Genomic DNA, 16,956 nt, shown 5'->3' with positions numbered 1-16,956 from the left:
CGCCGCTCAGTCCTCACCGGCCAGGATTTCGACCGCGGCGCGTCGGCCGGATCGGATCGCGCCGTCCATGTACCCGTTCCACACATCGGAGGTTTCCGCACCGGCCCAGTGGATCCGACCGACCGGTGCCGCGAGCACGCGGCCGTACTGCGTCCACACGCCGGCGCCGAGTCGGCCGCCATAGCATCCGCGGGTGAACTCCTCTGCGGTCCAGTCCTGTTCGATTACCTCGGTGGGCCCGGCGGCTCGTGCGCCGAAGTAGGTGACGAGGTTGCCGACGATCCGGTCGCGCCGCTCGTCGGCGGAGAGTTCCGCGGCACGACGAGCGTGTGCGCCCTCGAGGAAACCGACGATGACGCCGCATGATCCGTCCGCTGGGGAGTTGTCCAGGGTCACGTTGAACTCATCGTCGAGGCTCAGCACGAATCCGTTGAGTCCCTCCTCGCGCCAGAACGGTGTCGGGTAGGCCACGTGGAACTTGATCACCGAACCGGCCGGGATCTGTTGGGTCAGTGCGTCTCTGGCGGCAGGCAATGGCGGGGTGTAGCGAATGCGACCGGCCAGGGTCTGGGGGACTGCGACGATCACGTGCTTCCCGTGAATCTCGCCGCCCGCGAAACCGACCACCACGCCGTCGGTGTCCGCTCGGATGTCACGCACCACGGTGCGCAGGCGGACCCGGTCACCGAGGTCCTCGGCCATCCGCTCCGAGATGCGATGTGTCCCACCGACAACCCGTGACTCCTGGGCGCCACCGGTCGTCGTGACCAGGGACTCGAGGCTGGTTCCCGACTTCACATAGAACAGGAAGTGCAGCAGCGAGAGCTCCGGTGTCTCCGCGGAGAACAGTGCCGGTACCAGGACGCGGAACAAGCGTAGTGCAAGCGTGTCGGAGGTGTTGGTGCGCAACCATTCGTCGAGTGTTCGGCGGTCCAAGTAGTCTGCGTCGGTCGTCTCCCAGGGGGCTGACGTCAAGACCGTTTCGGCCAGCGTGGTGATCTCCTCCCAGAGTCGCCCGACCTCCACAGCCGACTCCATCGGAAGCCCGAAGGTGTCGTCGGCATATCGCACGACCGCTCCGTCGTAAACAGTCAGCGAGTCGCCGTCGTCGTAGGTGCGGAACGTCTCGAGGCCGAGCTCGTCGATCAGTTCGAGGACGGCATCCTGGGTGGGCCCCACCCACTGTCCGCCCAGCTCCACCGGTACCCCGTTCGCGAGCGCCCCACCGAAGGTGCGGCCGGCAACCCGGTCGCGCGCTTCGAGGACTGCGACAGTGCGACCGTTGGCGACCAGTGACCGCGCTGCGCTGAGTCCGGCGAGCCCGGCTCCGACCACCACCACGTCGACGTTATCCATGGGATTCCCTTTCGGCGCTGATCGGCTCGGGGGGATGTGCACCCGAGCCACAAACTCAGTCATACGTATGACTTGAAGCGAGTGTAGGGGAGGTCACATCGGTCCACAAGGGTTGATTCAGCCGGCGGATCGCACCGACGCGAGGTCGGTGATCATCCGGATCAGGGCCTCCACGTCCGCGCTCGCCCGGTCGGAATCCGGCGCGATGACGTGCTGGACGATCAGGCCGTCGATGCCGGCCACCAAGACGCGGGCGAGTTGGTCATAGGGCACGGCTGCGGTCTCGTCCGCCCGGGCTGCCGCGCGCCGACACCAGTCCTCGACGACCTGGCAATACCGCTCGTACTGCCAGCGCGGCAGGTCTTCGAGACCAGGCGTGCGCAAGGCGTAGGTGACCAACTCGAGCTGCAGCAGCTGGAGGTCGCGATGGTCGATCACCAGCACTGACCAGAAGTTGCGCAGTCCGTTGCCGATGGCGTTGCCCAGGCCGGAGTCGATGTCGGCTGAGTCGCGCAGCACATCGGCGATTTCGTCGACGACATCGGAGATGACCGCGTGCAGCAGGCCGAGCTTGTTGGGGAAGACGTACTGAAGAGTGCCCAGCGGGATGTCTGCCTCGTTGGCCACCGCACGCATCGTCAGCCGCGTGATGCCCTCCCGCATCATGACGGCGCGGGCCGCGGCGACGGCCTGCCTGGTACGGACCGATGACTCGACGTAGGGCATCTCTCACCTTCGGGCGACGTGCCCCGCCGATAGTGGAGAGGCCGCTGTGATCAGCCTCAGCAATAGCACAGGAGATTGGGTGGCGGGATGCTCACCGGTGGAGGTGTCCGCCGCCGCTGCCGGTGAGAAGCTCCAGATCGATGTCCCATGCCCGGTGCCGGAATCGGCGGAGGACGGCACGGGCGCCAAACACGAGAAGGGCGATGAGGGAGAGAACCGCCAGGTAGAAGGCGACCGCCGTCAGCACCGAACCCAGCGCGGCCTCGACTGCGGTCAGTGGGGCATGGGTGGCGTCACCTGCGTCGTCGACCCACAGGTCGAAACGGTCACCGGCGTTGATGCTGCCGTCGTCGACATCGACGCTGCCGTTGTGCGGCACGGAGTTGTAGGTCCATCGTGCGGTCACCATCGCGCCACCGCCGGCCTCGGTGACGATTGCGGACGCGTCGTCGACTGCGGTGGCCTGGACGGTATGGATGGTCTGGGCCTGGCGTTCCATCGCGGCGGTCTGCGCGGCATGGACCTCGCTGTGCACGAGGAACGAGAACGGGATGGCCACCAGCGCCAGCGCGGTCGCCAGGCAGAGCGTCAAGGCCTCGATGCGGTCGTTGCGCCGGACCAGTGGATTGCGACTCAGGAGTCGTGCGATCGGCCAGCAGCGCGGCGTCAGCGCCGGTGACACTCGCCCCCGGGCCGGATTGGTTGCACGACGCACCTATTCATGGTGGCACCGGATTCGGTCGGAATGCCAGTGGGAGTCCTTCACAGGGATGAACATCACAGGACGATCTCACCGATGACGTCGCGATATCCGATCCGGCTGTCGCGCTCGGGTGAAGGGCTGAAGCGGCGCGCTGGTGCTCGGACACCCGACGGCCATCGTTGATCACGAAATGGTCGCAAATCGGCGATTCGAGTTGACAGACTTTGTGAAACACGTCACCCGGCGTCGCCGGGTGTGAATATCCAGCTCAGGGCGGCAAAACGACGGTTCGTGCGGCGGGAGATATTCCCGGTTTCAAGCGTTTTAATCGCCGTTCACTTGGACAACACACAGGTATGTATATCAATCTGTTACCTGTCACGAGGCAGGCGACGGTCTGCCCAGCACGAGAAAGTCGAATAGCTATGCGGAACCGCACCGCATGCGCAATCCGCGGACTCGTGTTGGCCATCGGGGCCATCACCGCCGCTGTCTGAGCGATCTGCGCCAGACAACCCGCTTCGCCCGGGTGTTGCGCCATGCGCGCGACGACTACGTCGTCCACATACAAGTCCACTCACAGCGCTGACCGAGCCGGGAGCCCACGCGTGCCCCGGATGTGCAGTGCTGCCGGCCGACATGCGGCCGCAACGATCAGGAACCACTTCACATGTCTGTTTTCACCACTTCGCTTCGTCGTGTCCGGGGCGTCTCCCGCTCCCGGACCAGCCACGTCGTGGGCGCCGCAACGCTGGCCATCGCCGCTGCGGTGACCGCAGGATCCATCGCTGTGGACGAGCCTGCCCGGGCGGAGCAGCCGATCACGCAGACCGCCCACACCATCGACCTGGGTGACAACGCCGAGACCCCGGCGAAGTCGTCGACCACGACCCCAGCTGTTGCGCCGGCACCCGCGCCGGTGCCGGCTCCGGCACCTGCGCCCAAGCCCGCACCCAAGCCCGTGTATCCGGACAACCTCGATGGCTGGATTCGTGAGTCGCTCGACATCATGCGGGCCAACAACATCCCCGGCAGCTACGACGGTATCTATCGCAACATCATGCGCGAGTCGACCGGAAACCCGCAGGCCATCAACCTCTATGACTCCAACGCCGCCGCAGGAATCCCGTCGAAGGGTTTGCTGCAGGTGATCGACCCGACCTTCGCCGCCTACCACGTCAAGGGAACGGCTTTCGACGTCTGGAACCCGGTCTCCAACATCGTCGCGGCCTGCAACTACGCGGCCCACCGCTACGGGTCGATGGACAACGTCAGCTCGGCGTACTGAGGTTTCGTCCGACGCGTTCGTCAGCTCAGGCCCACCAACCGCTCCGAGGTCTCCCACAACCCGTCGATGAGTTCCTGCTTGCGCGCCTGCGGGTTCTCTCGACCATTCGCCCGGTGACGGCTGAAGTACACGCCGTTGATCGTCGGGTCGGCACCCCGGTTGGCCAGGGCGATCAACGGTTCGGCGCCCTGCTCGGGAGTGATGGTCCCGACCTTCTTGAGCGGTGTGCGATAGAGCAGGCCGACAAAGAACGAATCGCGACCGAAGCTCGTCGCAGCAGGTCCGGGGTGTACTGCGGCAGAGACGATTCCGTCATCTCGCCAGCGATCGGCGATGCCGCGGGTGAAGAGGATGTTCTCCAGCTTTCCGGTTCCGTAGCAGCGTAACTCGAGTGCTCGGCGTCGGTCGAAGTCGAGGTCGTCGAGGTCCACCTGGCCGGCGAGATTGCCGATACTAGAGGTGTTGAGCACCAATCCACCGCCGTCGGCGGCGAGGGCATCGTGCAGCAGGTTGGTCAGCAGGAAGCTGCCGAGGTGGTTGATCTGGAAGTTCGGTTCGTGACCGTCGGCGGTCCGCTTCTTCGGATCGAAGGTTCCGCCCGCATTGTTGAGCAGCACGTCGATCGAGCCGACTCGGTCGCGGATCTCACCGGCGAGCCGGCGCACGTCGTCGAGCTTGGCGTAGTCCGCGGTCAACGCGGTGGCGCCGGCCTGCGCGGCGACCGCCTCGGTCTTGTCCGCCGAGCGACCCACGACGATGAGGTCCACACCCGGGCCTGCGAGTGCGCGCGCGGTTACTGCACCGATCCCATCGCTGGCTCCGGTGATCACGATGGTCCGCTGCTGTGGCAAGAGTTCAGTCCTCCTGGTCGGTTTCCGACGATCCCCCGGCCGACAATACGGACCGGACGGTCACGGCCGAGGTGGTATTGCGGCTATCGGCCACAATCGATGGCGGCGCGGCGCTGGTCGGCGGACGACCGTCCGATCGCCTGGGATGACGATGATCAATCGGTCAGCACCACCAGTTCCCGCGTCGCGCGTGTCATCGCGACATAGCGATCCACCGCACCGGTGAGTCCGCTGCCGAACGCGTCCGGGTTCACCAGCACCACCAGATCGAACTCCAGTCCCTTGGCCTGCTGCGGGGACAGTGAGCGGATGCGGCCGGAGGCGGCGAAGTCGGGGGCGCCGATCACACAGGCGGTCCCTTCGTGGTGTGCCGCCGACCAGCGGGCCACAACCTCATCCAGCTCGGTCACCGGGCCGGTCACGACCGGAATGCCACTGACGCGGATCGATCTCGGTACGTTGGCATCCGGCAGCGCCGCACGGATCACCGGCGTCGCCTCGGCCATGATCTCCTCGGGCGTGCGATAGTTCACCGTCAATGTCGCCGACCGGACGTCACGAAACCCGACGCGAGCCAGCCGCTGCGACCACGACTCGGCAAACCCGGCGCGCGCCTGGGCGCGATCGCCGACGACCGTGAAGCTACGAGAAGGGCAACGCGCCAACAGCATCTGCCACTGGGCATCGGTGAGTTCCTGGGCTTCGTCGACGATGATGTGCGCATACGGGCCGGACAGCGGTACCGCCTCGGTGTCCGACGTGGCGTTGGCGTCGCCGAGGATGTCGCGCAGATCGACGCTCCGCAACATCGACATCAGTCCGTCGCCGTCGTCATAGGTGTTGGACGCCAACAACTCGTCGACCACCCGATCCATCCGTTGGTGGTCGGTGTGGCGGGCGGCCGCGGTGCGCCGCCGTCGCTGCGCAGCCATCGGGTCGCCGAGCCGTCGGCGCGCGGCGTCGAGCAGCGGCAGATCCGACTCCGTCCAAGCGGCCGCGTCGGATCGTTGCAGCACCGCGATCTCGGCGCGGCTCAGGTGCGGGGCGCACAGCCGGAGATAGGCAGGCACCGACCAGAGGTCGCCCACGAGATCGGTGTAGTCCAGCATCGGCCATGCGCGGTTCACCGCTGTGGTGAGTTCATCGTTGTCCGCCAAAGACTTCCGCAGTTGCTCGGCGGGCACGTCATCGTCGTGTTTGGCGATGACGAGGTCCACCAGCGCTGCCCACACCTCGTCCCGAGCCTCGTTGTGCGGTGTGCCCGACTCGGGTGCCCCGAATGCCTCGAGCCACTCGGCGCGGGTGATCTCGACGTCGGCCCAATCGGTTTCCACGGTCATCGAGTCGGTCGGCGGAGCCTCGTAGAAGCGTACGGCCGCTTCGATGGCATCGACCAGCGCCATCGAGGATTTCAACCGGGCGACAACGTGGTCGCTCTCGGGCACCGCTGTCGCGCCTTCGGGCAGCAGGTCACGCAGGGTCACCGTGTGCACGCCCTCTTCGCCCAGGCTCGGCAGGACATCGGCGACGTAACCCAGATACGGCTCGTGGGGGCCGACCACCAAGACGCCGCCCTGATTGCCGGCCAGTCGCGGATCGGCGTAGAGCAAGTATGCGGCACGATGCAGCGCGACGACGGTTTTGCCGGTGCCGGGACCGCCGTCCACCACCAGTGCGCCGCGTGAGTCCGCGCGCACGATGGCGTCCTGGTCGGCGGCGATCGTGCTCAGCACGTCACGCATGCGGGGTGATCGGTTCGCCTCGAGGCCGGCGATGAAGGCGGAGTCGGCGTCGAGGACCAGCGACGGGTCGGTGGCGGCGTCGGGGCGCAGCGCCTCGTCCCAGAAGTCGCCGATGCGGCCGCGCCCCCATCGGTACCGGCGGCGGCTGACCAACCCCATCGGCCGGGCCGGGGTCGCTGAGAAGAAGGGTGCGGCCGCCGGTGTGCGCCAGTCGATGAGGAGTTGCCGTCCCGATCGGTCGGTGAGGCCGATCCGGCCGATGTAGTGGATCTCGGTGGTGCCGTCCGGTTCGGCTACGACGATTCGGCCGAGGCAGAGATCGAGCCGGAAGCGGTGCAGGGTGCGCAGGCGGCCGGTCAACTCGTGGATCTCCAGGTCACGTTCGACCGCCTGTTTTCCCCGTCGTCCGGCAGTCCTGCGCACGGCGTCGAGTCGATCGGACAGGTCGGTGATGAGTGCGTCGAGGCTCACCGACATGGTCGCGAAATGGCGCTCGTCGTCGGCGATGACCTCCGGGGTGGACTTTGTCGGATCGGCGGTGTGGAAGATGGCGACGTCACGGGTCTCGGGGTTGCGTGGTGGCATTAGGGCGGCTCCGAAGGTATGACCGGCATGGTCAGGTGTTGGTGGAGTTGCGGTTTCGGCACAGGACCGCAACGTCGGGAACGGGTCGGCGTGGGGTTGACACCTCCGCGACGTCGGGCAGGGCGGGGCGGAGACGACCATTGTGCAGGTCGACCCGGGTCTTGCGGCAAGACCCGGGTCGCGCGGTATCGTGAAAGGGGCAGGGGAATCCGGCTATCGGGCCCGAAGCGTGAGCGGTCTTCACGAGGCGGGGTCGTGCGGCCGGTCGGCCGGGGCCGCGGTGGTTTACAGGGGCGAGGACGCCCACCAACCCGGAATCGGTGTCATCGGTGGTTGTGGCGATGTCGCCCGCGCGGGGAGATGCGTCGGCACTTCGGCCGGAGTGCCCGCCGCACATGCCCTTTCATCGGCGGTGGTGTGGGGATAGATCGCGGCGAAGTCGTAGCGCGTGACATGCCAGTCGCCGAAGACGTCGCCATGCGGTGTCCGGGCCGTCCCGCGGATGTTGCTCGGTGGGACCACACCGCCCCGCCTAAAGTCGATCTCGACCGGCCGGGGCGCATCCAGCCGTCCCGACCACTCGTCGTCGGCGACCTGAACTGACCGATACCCATAGCGGCACAGAACGATCCGAGTCCAGTCGGCGTCGTCGACACGCCGCAGACCCGTGAAGAACGCGCTCCCGACACCGGGATGCGTAGCCGAGGTCTCCGCCGGATACACCTCGATCATCTGGGCGATGTTGGAGGGCGCGGCCTCCTCGAACCCGCGATATCCCCACTGCACCGATCGTCCGGCGTTGGCGAGTTCGAAGGATTCGACGAACGCCCGGACGAATGTGCCCTCCTGCCCGGAGACGTCGAAGACGCCGTTCGGCAACCATCGGAAGGTGACGTCGAAGCCGCTGGGGATGTCCTCGGATGGCATGGGTATGGCCCGCGGTGCCGGGTCGTCGGGGGTGTTGCCGCATCCGCCGAGCGTGAGCGCGGTGACGGCGGCGGCGAGCAGCGCGAGTACGCGATGGCGACGATGTGTTCGCATCGGCGGTCCATCCCTTCGGGCGGCCCCCCACTCGGCTTGACTGCAGGATAGGCGCCCGACCGGTGCGGATTGCGTGGCCTGCGGCATCGGATCGGCCTAGAAAAGGCAACGAAATCGACACGACGGTCAGGTGACCCTCACCTGGCTTGCAGTCGACGACGCGGTGTGTCCGGCCGACGTTCGGCGGCCACGCGGGCGAGCACCTCGCGGAAGGCGACCACGGCGGGATGACCGCCGCGCCCGGCGCGCACCGACGTGTACAGGATGCGCTCGGGATTGCCGGTCAGCGCAGCGAGTTGCGCGCCGGCCAGATGCTCGGCCGCGATCAGCGCGGGCACGAAGGCCACCGCATGACCGGTGCGGACCATCTGGGCGTGCAGCAGCGGGTCGGGGCCCTCCATCCGGACCCGCGGCTCGAATCCCGCTCCGCGGCACATCGCCCGCGCCCAGTCGCCGCTCGCGGTGCCCGGTGGGTCCAGCGCCCACGGCGCGTCGGCGAGGTCGGCGATCCGATCCGGTTGCCGGGCCCATGCGCCGTGTGAGGGCACCGCGAGGAACAGCGGGTCACGGACGAGGTCGGCGCGATCGGTTCCGGCGCGGACGGGGTCGGGCAGATCGGGGTATTCCTCGCCGAGGATCAGGTCGAAGTCGTGGGCCAGCAGGCCGCTGAAGGCTTCGTCGACAGCACGCTGGGTGATCTCGACCTGAAGTGACGGGTACCGCAGGTTCAGCAGCGTCAGTGCGGGCGGTGCGATCTCCAGCAGCACCGTCTGGAACGACGCCACCCGCAGAGTGCCGCTGACCTCCGGTTGGGTGGCGGCCAACTCAGCCTCGGCCAGCTCGAGCTGTGCCAGCACGAGCTCGGTGTGGCCGACAAGTGTCACCGCGTCGTCGGTCAGCCGGACTCGCCGCCCGACGTGTTCGAGCAGCCGCACGCCCACTTCGCGTTCGAGGAGCGAGAGCTGCTGGGAGATGGCCGACGGACTGTAGGAGAGTGCGTCGGCGACCTGCGCCAGCGTGCCACGCAGGTGCAGTTCACGCAGGATGCGCAGGCGCGTCACATTGAGCATCGCCATATCTTAAGTAGAAGTGACTGGTTATCGGTGAAAACATTCACTGGACTGATCGTATAGCCCGGGGTGATGCTGGCGTCATGAAAGCCATGACGACGCCCCGGAGCGCAGTGCTGCGCCGTGCCGACCAGACCGGTCCGGCTGTGCTGATGATTCTCGGTTCGTGTGTCTCGCTGCAGTTCGGTGCAGCCCTGGCCGTGCAGATGTTCGACGGTGTCGGGCCGCTGGGCGCCACCACGCTGCGGCTGGCGATCGCCGCCGTCATCCTGCTCGTCGTGATCCGCCCGGACGTTCGGCGCTGGACGCGGAGGCAATGGGTCGCGGTGGTGGCTTTCGGAGCCGCGATCGGGGCGATGAACGGGGCCTTCTACTCGGCTATCGACCGCCTTCCGCTGGGGGTGGCGGTGTCGATAGAGTTCACCGGCCCGCTGATCCTCGCCGCGGTGCTGTCCCGCAGTCGGACCGACCTCGCGTGGGTGTCCCTGGCGGTGGCCGGCATGGCGCTGCTCGGTATCGAGAGCATCACCGGCGCCGAGAGCCTCGATCCGGTGGGTGTGGCGTTCGCGCTGTTGGCGGGATCGTTCTGGGCCGGCTACATCCTGACCAGTGCGCGCGCCGGGCGGTTGGTGCCGGGCCACGACGGTCTGGCAGTTGCGTTGGTGGTGTCCGCAGTCGTAATGATGCCGCTGGGTGGGGCCGGGGCGAGCGCAGCATTCGAGGACCTCCACCTACTCGCGCTGGCCGCTGTCGTGGCGCTGCTGGCATCGGTGATCCCGTACTCGCTCGAGTTCGCTGCCGTGCGCCGCCTGCCGAAGCATGTGTTCGGCGTGCTGTTGAGTCTCGAGCCGATCGTCGCCGCCATCGCGGGATGGTTACTGCTCGACCAATCGCTCGGGCCGGTGCGCCTCGCCGCGATCATGCTGGTGATCCTCGCGAGCATCGGCACCACGGTGACGGCCTCGCGGATGCGACGCCGACAAACGGACTCGCCGGCGGAGCTCAGTCGTCGGCCTGCAGCATCGCGGCACGGAGGCTGACGAGCGGCGAAACCATCGCGTAGACCGAACAGCTCGGGCGATCTTCATACTCGCCCGTCGGCAGTGGGTCCTCCTTTGGGGCGAGCGGCGGTGCGTCGTCAGCCACCTGTGCGCGTTCGGCGCGGACGGAGCGCGGTGGCTGATCGATGCGGCGCGTCATCCCGAGACCATCAAATTGTCTTCTCGCGGTGATTTTTACCCAAGAATGCGTAACTCCTGTGACTTCTGTTCACCAAAGTCGACTGAAAAATCCACATTTCACTGCTGCTCTATCCAAAGCCTCTGTCCCAGAGCAATTCTCACGCTTAGCTCCTTGACATCGAACACTCTTGCGATTACCTTGGAATCATGAGAACTTCGGGGGATCTCACATCCATTACTGATTCACTGCGTGAGCTGTGCTTTGCCGACGACATGTCGGGGCGTGCAGCGTTTGATGCGATGACCGCTCTGGTCACGTTGCGTAACCTGATCGACCATCACGCCGCCACGGTGGTCGGCCATCTGGACCGCCTCGGTGTGGCCCGCGACCACGGCCGCAAACTCAGCGAACTGTTGATCGTGATGGGGCTCGCGCCGGCGGTCGCCTCCCGTCTGATCCGTATCACTGCCGCACGCGAGCAGCTACCCACTCTGGCCGCGCATGCCGCCGATGGGGCGATCTCCGCCGAACATGTGGACGCGGTGGGTAAAGGAGTCGATCATGTCGGGAAAAGATCGGCGGAACCGCTCGACGATGTAGCGCGTCTAAACATCCTGACCGAACTTCTCGCGCACTTCTTTTCCGGCGCCACCCCCGCCGACATCGGTAAACGTGCGCGTCGTCTGGGCAACCAGGTGGCCGCCGCCAATACCGGTGGGCTACCGGCATCCGAGGACCGCAACCTCAACACACTCACCCACGATGCCGACGGTGACGGACGCCTACAGGTACGCGCCGACCTCAACACCGAAGTCGGCGAAAAATTCTCGGCCGCAATGGAAGAGTTGGCGGCACCCCGCCCCCGAACCCGACGGCTCACCGGATGCGCGTTCCACCGAGCGCCGGCATGCCGACGCCCTCGAAGCGTTGCTGGATATCGCTGCCCGCAGCGGCGATGCGGCCTCGGCACCCCGTCACCAACTGCTGGTGTCGGTGCCCGCCGATACCCCGGATCTGGCCGAACTACCATTCATGGGGTCGATCTCCGAAGCCATGCTGCGCACCCTGACCTGTGACACCACCGCGACCGTCGCGATCGTCGATGGTGAGGCGGTGCCGATGGAGATGAGTAAAGACAAACGTCTGTTCCCAGCCCATCTGCGTAAAGCGTTGCACAAACGCGACGAGTGTTGCATCAAATGCGGTGTGGCGGCCTCCCGCTGCCAAGGCCACCACATCGTGCATTGGGCGGACGGTGGAATCACAGTGTTGGACAACGGCTGTCTGCTGTGCCCGTCGTGTCATGCCGACATCCACCACAACGGGTGGCAGGTGATCATGGGCCACGACCGACATCCCTGGCTCATCCCACCCGCCGCTGTCGACCCGACACGTCGGCCGATACCGGCCTACAACCGACGCACGATGAACCTCGACAACCTACCCGCCGCCGCCTGAGCCACGCTGACCACTTCCCACGCACCCGGCCCCGGTCGGGACCGCAACCGTCCCTTGAGAACTCCATAGCGTGATTGCGCGATGGCGCCCCAGGCGTCGCGTACCCGACGGCGACTGCAGCGTTCGGCTGCGACGGTGCGCGGTATGCGACCCTGCGGCGCCGCGTACTCGGTGAAAGCCGAGTGGAGTCGAACTGTGCATCCCCTTCGGCATCCGCGACGCGGCCGAGGAGACTACAGTCCGAGAGGTGGGCTCGAATCCTGGTTCCGCCGCAGCCGAGTACACGTCGATCGGGGTGGAGACCTTCGAAGGGGTCACCACCATATCGATGTGCCGGCCCGAGGTGCGCAATGCTGTCGACCGACCTATGGCAGCTGAACTCGCGTCGGCGTTTCGAGCGTTCGATTCCGATCCCGAGGCCGATGTCGCCGTGCTGTGGGGAAGTGGTGGACACTTCTGCGCCGGGGCGGATCTGAAGGCCGTCGGAACCGGACGGATCAACGAGGTGGCACCGACCGGAGACGGGCCGATGGGGCCGACGCGCCTGGTGATGTCGAAGCCGGTGATCGCGGCAGTCGAAGGCTACGCAGTCGCCGGCGGCCTGGAATTGGCGATCTGGTGCGACCTGCGGGTCGCTGCATCGGACGCGACGTTCGGCGTGTTCTGCCGACGATGGGGCGTCCCACTGATCGACGGCGGCACGGTCCGGCTGCCTCGGCTCATCGGCTCCAGTCGCGCGATGGACATGATCCTCACTGGTCGACCGGTCGACGGTTTCGAGGCGGAGCGATTCGGCTTGGTCAACCGCCTGGTCGAACCGGGGATGAGTCTGACGGAAGCGCGGCAGTTGGCGCAGCAGATCAGGCAGTTCCCGCAGACGTGCATGCGCAACGACCGCCGATCCGTGCAGGAACAAGCGGGGTGCCGTGAAGCGGATGCGATGGCGTTCGAAATCGCGGTAGGCATCGAGTCGCTGAATTCCGACGGGCACACCGGTGCTGCCCGGTTCGCGGGTGGAGCCGGACGGCACGGCGACTTCTCGGACCTCTGAGAACGCAAAGGCACACCGGCTAGGCTGCGGGCATGTCCAGCCTGTTCGTCCGCACGCTGCAGACCCATCAGTGGATCTACGAGCACTCCGGTGGGCTGCTCGGTCATCGGCTACTGATGGGCAACCCGACCTTGCTGCTCCGCCATATCGGCAGCCGCACCGGTAGGTCGCGCACCTCGGCCCTCACCTACGCAGTCGACGGGGAAAGATATCTGGTCGTCGCGTCCAACGGCGGCTCGCCGAGGCCGCCCGCATGGCTTGGCAACATCACGGCCAACCCGGCGTGTGAGATCCAGGTCGGGCGCCGCCGGCTGGCCGTCACTGCCCGGCCGACCTTCCCCGGTGACCCCGACTACGCGCGGCGATTCGATCTCGTCGACAGCGTGAACAAGGGGCGATACCGCGCCTACCAGCAGAAGACGTCACGGCCACTCGCGATCGTCGAACTCACGCCGGACACGGCGTGATCACGGGTTCCGAAATCGGACATGGGTACCCGGGAGGCCGCGTACGGTGGACATGCTTGCAGCAGCGTCGAGCAGTCCGTCCGCCGAACATCGGAGGTTGGCCGTGATCATTCTCGGCATCATCTTGCTCATCCTGGGATTCATCTTCAGCATCCCGATTCTCTGGACGATCGGCATCATTCTGGTCGTCGTCGGAGCGATTCTGGCGGTTCTCGGGGCAACCGGACGCGCGGTCGGCGGTCGGAAACACTTCTACTGAGAGGTCTCCTCGACGAGGCGCCACGAGATCTGGCCGTCCGATCCATCCGATTCGCGTGTGGTGACGAAGAATGGAGCGTATGCGGCAGCGGCTGCATCACCGCCCAGCGAACGGAGGACGGCCGATGACGAATGATCTGGTGGTACTCGTCGACGCCGAGCGCAGGCCCCGCGGCACGGCGCCGCGGGGCAGCGTGCACGGCCACGACACCCCACTTCATCTCGCGTTCTCCTGCCATGTCGTCGATGACGTCGGGCGGATCCTGATGACGCGCCGAGCGTTGGGCAAACGCACCTGGCCCGGGGTATGGACCAACTCGTTCTGCGGACATCCGCGACCCGGCGAGCCCGTCGAAGACGCCGTGCGGCGCTATGCGCCGCGAGAACTGGGTTTCGAGGTCGCCGACCTGCACTGCGTCCTGCCGGACTTTAGCTACCGCGCCGTTGACGCGAGCGGGATGGTGGAGAACGAGATGTGTCCGGTCTATCGGGCACGACCCTGCGGTTCACCAATCCCGAACCCGGACGAGGTGATGGATGTGGTCTGGGCACCGATCGAGGACGTCTGGGCGTCGGCGCTCCGAACACCGTGGGTGTTCAGTCCTTGGTTCGTCGACCAGGTTCACGCACTCGGCTCGGATCCCTACCGCGGGATCGGTGTGTGATCGCGATGACATCGACCTCTGGCCGCGACACCGAGGCGTTGCCCTACCACCACTACGATGAGGTCGCCGAACAGACGGCTGCGTTGGTGATCCGCTCCTACTCATCGTCATTCGGACTGGCTTCCCGACTTCTCACCGCACCGGTCCGTCGCGACGTCCACAACATCTACGCCCTGGTGCGGGTCGCCGACGAGATCGTCGATGCGCCGCGCCCCGGGCAGACGGTCGACCAGCGTCGCGCCGAACTGGATGCGCTGGAGAAGCAGACGCACGCGGCGATGGCGACCGGCACGAGCACCAATCTCGTGGTGCACGCCTTCGCCCGCACCGCTCGGCGTACCGGAATCGACGAGTCGCTCACCGCACCGTTCTTCGCCTCTATGCGGATGGATCTGGAGTGGTCGAGCCACGACGCCGAGAGCCTGGCCACCTACATCTACGGGTCCGCTGAGGTTGTCGGACTGATGTGCGTACATGCCTTCCTCGCCGACGAACCGCACCGGAAGGCGCGGTACGACCAGCTCGCGCCGGGTGCACGTCGGCTCGGCGCGGCATTTCAGAAAATCAACTTCCTGCGCGACATCGGCGCCGACAGCGCCGAGTTGGGGCGCCGATACCTGGTGGGTCTGGACCCCGAACGTCCGTCCGCAGACACATGGCATCGCTGGCTGGACGACATCGACGACGACCTGGCCTGCGCCCAGCAAGCGATTCCGTTGCTGCCCAGTGGAACCCGCGTGGCGGTGTGCACGGCGCACGACCTGTTCGCCGAGCTGGCGAGACGACTCCGGGCCACCCCGCCGCAGGACGCGTGCCGTCACCGGGTCCGCGTGCCGGGCCCGGCGAAGGCGCGGATCGCCGCAGCGGCAGCCTTTCGCCGCGGAGCGCCGCGGCGCGCCACAACGGCGGTGAACGCATGACGGCCACCGCTCGCCGGATCGTCGTGATCGGCGGCGGAATCGCCGGGCTGGCGAGTGCCGCGTTGCTGGCCGCGGATGGCCACGAGGTCGACCTCGTCGAGAAGAACGATCGCCCCGGGGGTCGTGCCGGATCATGGGAACGCAACGGATTCCGGTTCGACACCGGACCCTCATGGTGGCTCATGCCGGAGGTGTTCGATCACTTCTTCGAACTACTCGGCACCTCCACCGACGAACAGATCGATCTGCTGCGGTTGGAACCCGGCTACCGGGTGTTCTTCGAGGGCGTTGCCGACAGCGTCGACGTCGCCGGCGACGAGGCCCGCAACCGAGAGCTGTTCGAGTCGCTCGAACCGGGGGCCGGCGCGGCCTTCGACGACTATCTCGCCTCCGCGCGCAGTGCCTATGACATCGCAGTGCAACGCTTTCTCTACACCAACTTCGACTCCGTGGACGCTTTCGCGGGCCGTCGGGTGCTGGCGAATGCCCGGCAGTTGGTGGGCCTGCTGACCGCGAAGCTGGATGCGCATATCGCCTCCCGGTTCCGGGACAACCGCATTCGCCAGATCCTCGGCTACCCTGCGGTGTTCCTGGGGGCATCCCCGGATCGGGCGCCCGCGATGTATCACCTGATGAGCTGGCTCGACCTCGCCGACGGCGTCCGCTACCCCGACGGCGGTTTCGTGCGGCTACCCGAGGTGCTCGAGAAACTGGCCGTCGAGAACGGCGTGCGGATACACACCGGAACCGCTGCCACCGCCATCCTCACCGAGCCGCGGCAGCCGACAAGACGATGGAGTTCACGCCGCGACCGGGTGAGCGGGGTGCGCACCCGCGACAGTACCGGCGTCGAATGCGACCTACCCGCCGACCTCGTCATCGGCGCCGCTGATCTCCACCACATCGAGACCACGATGTTGCCGCCGCACCAACAGACCTTCCCGCAGAAATGGTGGGACAAAGCGACATCGGGCCCCGGCGCGGTACTGGTCTTCCTCGGGGTACGGGGCCGGCTGCCCGAACTGGCCCATCACTCGCTGTTCTTCACCAGCGACTGGAGCACCAACTTCGACGCGATCTTCGAGTCGCCCACCCGCGTACCCGACCCCGCCTCGCTGTATGTGTGCCGTCCGTCGGCGTCGGACGACTCGGTGGCCCCCGACGGCGACGAGAATCTCTTCCTCCTGGTGCCGATACCGGCCGATCCGTCGCTCGGCTCCGGTGGCGTCGACGGAGCGGGTGCCCCGGTCATCGAACAGATCGCGGATCGGGCGATCGAACTGGTCGCCGACTGGGCGTCGATCCCCGACCTCGCCGAGCGGATCGTGGTACGCCGGACGATGGGGCCCGGTGACTTCGTCGCCGACCTCAACTCGTGGTCGGGTGGCGCGCTCGGACCGGCACACACGTTGCGGCAGAGTGCTTTTCTGCGCGCAGCAAACACGTCGCGCAAGGTGGAGGGACTCTACTACGCGGGCTCGAGCACCACCCCCGGCATCGGTCTGCCGATGTGTCTGATCAGCGCCGAGTTGGTACTCAAACGGGTTCGCGGCGACCGCTCGGTGGGGCCGCTACCAACCCGGTGAACCGACG

Annotated in this window: 17 protein-coding genes; 9 read left to right on the top strand and 8 right to left on the bottom strand. The window is 66.7% G+C overall.

Going from position 1 to position 16,956, the window contains the following annotated elements:
- Positions 1–6: 6 nt before the first annotated feature.
- The 3 genes from OSB52_RS22335 to OSB52_RS22325 form a co-directional block, all read right to left on the bottom strand.
- Positions 7–1,356: a flavin monoamine oxidase family protein gene (locus OSB52_RS22335; protein WP_235726046.1), complete on the bottom strand. Its 1,350-nt coding sequence runs from the start codon at positions 1,354–1,356 to the stop codon at positions 7–9.
- Between the two features lie 117 nt (positions 1,357–1,473).
- Positions 1,474–2,082 (bottom strand): TetR/AcrR family transcriptional regulator, encoded by a 609-nt coding sequence (locus OSB52_RS22330; protein WP_235726047.1) that lies wholly within the window; start codon positions 2,080–2,082, stop codon positions 1,474–1,476.
- A gap of 91 nt (positions 2,083–2,173) precedes the next feature.
- On the bottom strand, positions 2,174–2,797 hold the full coding sequence (locus OSB52_RS22325; protein WP_235726048.1) for an Rv1733c family protein: 624 nt from the start codon (positions 2,795–2,797) through the stop codon (positions 2,174–2,176).
- Between the two features lie 658 nt (positions 2,798–3,455).
- Here OSB52_RS22325 and OSB52_RS22320 point away from each other — a divergent pair.
- Positions 3,456–4,073: a transglycosylase SLT domain-containing protein gene (locus OSB52_RS22320; RefSeq protein ID WP_266063565.1), complete on the top strand. Its 618-nt coding sequence runs from the start codon at positions 3,456–3,458 to the stop codon at positions 4,071–4,073.
- Between the two features lie 20 nt (positions 4,074–4,093).
- Here the strand turns inward: OSB52_RS22320 and OSB52_RS22315 are convergent, their stop codons facing one another.
- The 4 genes from OSB52_RS22315 to OSB52_RS22300 form a co-directional block, all read right to left on the bottom strand.
- Positions 4,094–4,924, bottom strand: coding sequence for an SDR family NAD(P)-dependent oxidoreductase (locus tag OSB52_RS22315; RefSeq protein WP_266063564.1), 831 nt, complete (start codon positions 4,922–4,924; stop codon positions 4,094–4,096).
- A gap of 155 nt (positions 4,925–5,079) precedes the next feature.
- Positions 5,080–7,251, bottom strand: a complete 2,172-nt coding sequence (helR, locus tag OSB52_RS22310; protein WP_266063563.1) for an RNA polymerase recycling motor ATPase HelR — start codon at positions 7,249–7,251, stop codon at positions 5,080–5,082.
- Positions 7,252–7,536: 285 nt separating this feature from the next.
- The gene (locus OSB52_RS22305) at positions 7,537–8,292 is read right to left on the bottom strand and encodes a hypothetical protein (protein WP_266063562.1); all 756 of its coding nucleotides are present in this window, start codon (positions 8,290–8,292) and stop codon (positions 7,537–7,539) included.
- Between the two features lie 137 nt (positions 8,293–8,429).
- Positions 8,430–9,362 carry a LysR family transcriptional regulator gene (locus tag OSB52_RS22300; protein WP_266063561.1) on the bottom strand — a complete coding sequence of 311 codons (933 nt, stop codon included), beginning with the start codon at positions 9,360–9,362 and terminating at the stop codon, positions 8,430–8,432.
- A gap of 83 nt (positions 9,363–9,445) precedes the next feature.
- Between OSB52_RS22300 and OSB52_RS22295 the strand changes: the two genes are divergently transcribed.
- Positions 9,446–10,402, top strand: a complete 957-nt coding sequence (locus tag OSB52_RS22295) for an EamA family transporter (protein WP_308203685.1) — start codon at positions 9,446–9,448, stop codon at positions 10,400–10,402.
- Here the strand turns inward: OSB52_RS22295 and OSB52_RS22290 are convergent.
- The gene (locus OSB52_RS22290; RefSeq protein ID WP_266063560.1) at positions 10,365–10,562 is read right to left on the bottom strand and encodes a hypothetical protein; all 198 of its coding nucleotides are present in this window, start codon (positions 10,560–10,562) and stop codon (positions 10,365–10,367) included. The genes OSB52_RS22295 and OSB52_RS22290 overlap by 38 nt on opposite strands.
- Before the next feature lie 744 nt (positions 10,563–11,306).
- Here OSB52_RS22290 and OSB52_RS25235 point away from each other — a divergent pair.
- The 7 genes from OSB52_RS25235 (at position 11,307) to crtI (ending at position 16,949) form a co-directional block, all read left to right on the top strand.
- Positions 11,307–12,002, top strand: coding sequence for an HNH endonuclease (locus tag OSB52_RS25235; protein ID WP_308203684.1), 696 nt, complete (start codon positions 11,307–11,309; stop codon positions 12,000–12,002).
- Positions 12,003–12,330: 328 nt separating this feature from the next.
- Complete coding sequence (locus OSB52_RS22280; RefSeq protein WP_372512466.1) at positions 12,331–13,053, top strand: crotonase/enoyl-CoA hydratase family protein; 723 nt, start codon at positions 12,331–12,333, stop codon at positions 13,051–13,053.
- A gap of 32 nt (positions 13,054–13,085) precedes the next feature.
- Complete coding sequence (locus OSB52_RS22275) at positions 13,086–13,520, top strand: nitroreductase family deazaflavin-dependent oxidoreductase (protein WP_266063559.1); 435 nt, start codon at positions 13,086–13,088, stop codon at positions 13,518–13,520.
- A gap of 103 nt (positions 13,521–13,623) precedes the next feature.
- Positions 13,624–13,779 (top strand): DUF6131 family protein, encoded by a 156-nt coding sequence (locus OSB52_RS22270; RefSeq protein ID WP_266063580.1) that lies wholly within the window; start codon positions 13,624–13,626, stop codon positions 13,777–13,779.
- A gap of 124 nt (positions 13,780–13,903) precedes the next feature.
- A complete protein-coding gene (gene idi, locus OSB52_RS22265; protein WP_266063558.1) occupies positions 13,904–14,443 on the top strand; it encodes an isopentenyl-diphosphate Delta-isomerase in 540 nt (179 codons plus the stop codon).
- Positions 14,444–14,448: 5 nt separating this feature from the next.
- A complete protein-coding gene (locus tag OSB52_RS22260; protein ID WP_266063557.1) occupies positions 14,449–15,363 on the top strand; it encodes a phytoene/squalene synthase family protein in 915 nt (304 codons plus the stop codon).
- A complete protein-coding gene (gene crtI / locus OSB52_RS22255) occupies positions 15,360–16,949 on the top strand; it encodes a phytoene desaturase family protein (protein WP_266063556.1) in 1,590 nt (529 codons plus the stop codon). The genes OSB52_RS22260 and crtI overlap by 4 nt, the downstream gene beginning before the upstream one ends.
- Positions 16,950–16,956 lie beyond the last annotated feature (7 nt).

This window comes from Gordonia aquimaris, assembly GCF_026262595.1.
GTDB classification, from domain to species: domain Bacteria; phylum Actinomycetota; class Actinomycetes; order Mycobacteriales; family Mycobacteriaceae; genus Gordonia; species Gordonia tangerina.
Note: the sequence above shows the minus strand (reverse complement) of the source record. Positions and strands in the feature narration are given on the sequence as shown.